This window comes from Allomesorhizobium camelthorni (genome assembly GCF_011045125.1).
GTDB classification, from domain to species: domain Bacteria; phylum Pseudomonadota; class Alphaproteobacteria; order Rhizobiales; family Rhizobiaceae; genus Allomesorhizobium; species Allomesorhizobium camelthorni.
Genome location: NZ_JAAKZF010000010.1, coordinates 1 through 2,500, shown reverse-complemented (window position 1 = coordinate 2,500; position 2,500 = coordinate 1). Strand labels below are relative to the sequence as shown.

Here is a 2,500-nt window from a genome sequence, read left to right as displayed (position 1 = left end):
CTATTTAGGTAGAGCGTCGACCGAATACCCCAGGGGGTAGAGCACTGGATGGGCTAGGGGTCCTCACCGGATTACCAAACCTAACCAAACTCCGAATACCTGGGAGTACTAGTCGGCAGACACACGGCGGGTGCTAACGTCCGTCGTGAAAAGGGAAACAACCCTGACCTACAGCTAAGGTCCCCAAGTTATGGCTAAGTGGGAAAGGATGTGAGGATCCCAAAACAACCAGGATGTTGGCTTAGAAGCAGCCATCATTTAAAGAAAGCGTAACAGCTCACTGGTCTAAATAAGGGTCTTTGCGCCGAAAATGTAACGGGGCTAAAGCCATACACCGAAGCTTAGGGTTCGATCCGCAAGGGTCGAGCGGTAGCGGAGCGTTCTGTAGGCCGATGAAGCCATACCTGCGAGGGGTGGTGGAGGTATCAGAAGTGCGAATGCTGACATGAGTAACGTAAGGGGAGTGAGAGACTCCCCCGCCGAAAGTCCAAGGGTTCCTGCTTAAAGCTAATCTGAGCAGGGTTAGCCGGCCCCTAAGTCGAGGCAGAAATGCGTAGACGATGGGAACCACGTTAATATTCGTGGGCCTGTGGGTAGTGACGGATCACGTGTGTTGTCAGATCTTATTGGATTGATCTGGCAGCGAAGTGGTTCCAGGAAATAGCTCCCACTTATAGACCGTACCCGAAACCGACACTGGTGGACTGGTAGAGTATACCAAGGCGCTTGAGAGAACTATGCTGAAGGAACTCGGCAAATTGCACGCGTAACTTCGGAAGAAGCGTGACCCTTTTGCGGGCAACCGTAGGAGGGTGGCACAGACCAGGGGGTAGCGACTGTTTATCAAAAACACAGGGCTCTGCGAAGTCGCAAGACGACGTATAGGGTCTGACGCCTGCCCGGTGCTGGAAGGTTAAGAGGAGGGGTGCAAGCTCTGAATCGAAGCCCCAGTAAACGGCGGCCGTAACTATAACGGTCCTAAGGTAGCGAAATTCCTTGTCGGGTAAGTTCCGACCTGCACGAATGGCGTAACGACTTCCCCGCTGTCTCCAGCATAGACTCAGTGAAATTGAATTCCCCGTGAAGATGCGGGGTTCCTGCGGTTAGACGGAAAGACCCCGTGCACCTTTACTATAGCTTTACATTGGCATTCGTAGTGGCATGTGTAGGATAGGTGGTAGGCTTTGAAGCCCGGGCGCCAGCTCGGGTGGAGCCATCCTTGAAATACCACCCTTATCACTATGGATGTCTAACCGCGGCCCGTTATCCGGGTCCGGGACAATGTATGGTGGGTAGTTTGACTGGGGCGGTCGCCTCCTAAAGAGTAACGGAGGCGCGCGATGGTGGGCTCAGAACGGTCGGAAATCGTTCGCTGAGTGCAATGGCATAAGCCTGCCTGACTGCGAGACTGACAAGTCGAGCAGAGACGAAAGTCGGTCATAGTGATCCGGTGGTCCCGCGTGGAAGGGCCATCGCTCAACGAATAAAAGGTACGCCGGGGATAACAGGCTGATGACCCCCAAGAGTCCATATCGACGGGGTTGTTTGGCACCTCGATGTCGACTCATCGCATCCTGGGGCTGGAGCAGGTCCCAAGGGTATGGCTGTTCGCCATTTAAAGCGGTACGTGAGTTGGGTTCAGAACGTCGTGAGACAGTTCGGTCCCTATCTGCCGTGGGTGTAGGAATATTGAAAGGATCTGTCCCTAGTACGAGAGGACCGGGATGGACGGATCTCTGGTGGACCTGTTGTGGCGCCAGCCGCATAGCAGGGTAGCTATATCCGGACGGGATAACCGCTGAAGGCATCTAAGCGGGAAACCCACCTTAAAACGAGTATTCCCTGAGAGCCGTGGAAGACGACCACGTTGATAGGCCGGGTATGGAAGTGCGGCAACGCATGAAGTTTACCGGTACTAATAGCTCGATTGGCTTGATCGTTCTCATTTCGAATGCCTATCGCGGATGCGATGGAGGGCGCAAAAAAAGAGTGAGTAGAGAGTAGTAGATCGCCGGCAAATTCGGCAATCGCTACTGACTGATCACTGATCACTACTCCCTCAATCCAGCTTCTCGAAACAACATGCTCTTTGCCGACCTGGTGGTTATGGCGGAGCGGCTGCACCCGATCCCATTCCGAACTCGGCCGTGAAACGTTCCAGCGCTGATGGTACTTCGTCTCAAGACGCGGGAGAGTAAGTCGCTGCCAGGTCTGCCAAGCGCATGTTGAAATCTTCTCTTATCGATGAGGCCCGCCAAAACGGGATTTCGGGCCGCTCAACGCGGCCCCTTTGTTTTGGCCGGCTCTGTCTTCACGGGTTCAGCTCGTGGAAAAGGTGGCGCGGGGTGGAGCAGCCCGGTAGCTCGTCAGGCTCATAACCTGAAGGTCACAGGTTCAAATCCTGTCCCCGCAACCAACCCAACATGAAAAACCCCAGCAATCTGAATAAGTTGCTGGGGTTTTGTTTTTGATGATGGAAGCGCCCCATAACAGAATCAAT

1 tRNA gene and 2 rRNA genes (1 of these 3 cut by a window edge) are annotated in these 2,500 nt (G+C 54.0%); all 3 read left to right on the top strand.

The features are described 5' to 3' along the window. A 23S ribosomal RNA gene (locus G6N73_RS10210) occupies positions 1-1,940 on the top strand; it begins 860 nt to the left of the window's first position. Between the two features lie 156 nt (positions 1,941-2,096). Continuing rightward, a 5S ribosomal RNA gene (gene rrf / locus G6N73_RS10205) occupies positions 2,097-2,211 on the top strand. 128 nt (positions 2,212-2,339) lie between these two features. Then, a tRNA-Met gene (locus G6N73_RS10200) sits at positions 2,340-2,416 on the top strand. The last annotated feature ends 84 nt before the right edge of the window (positions 2,417-2,500 follow it).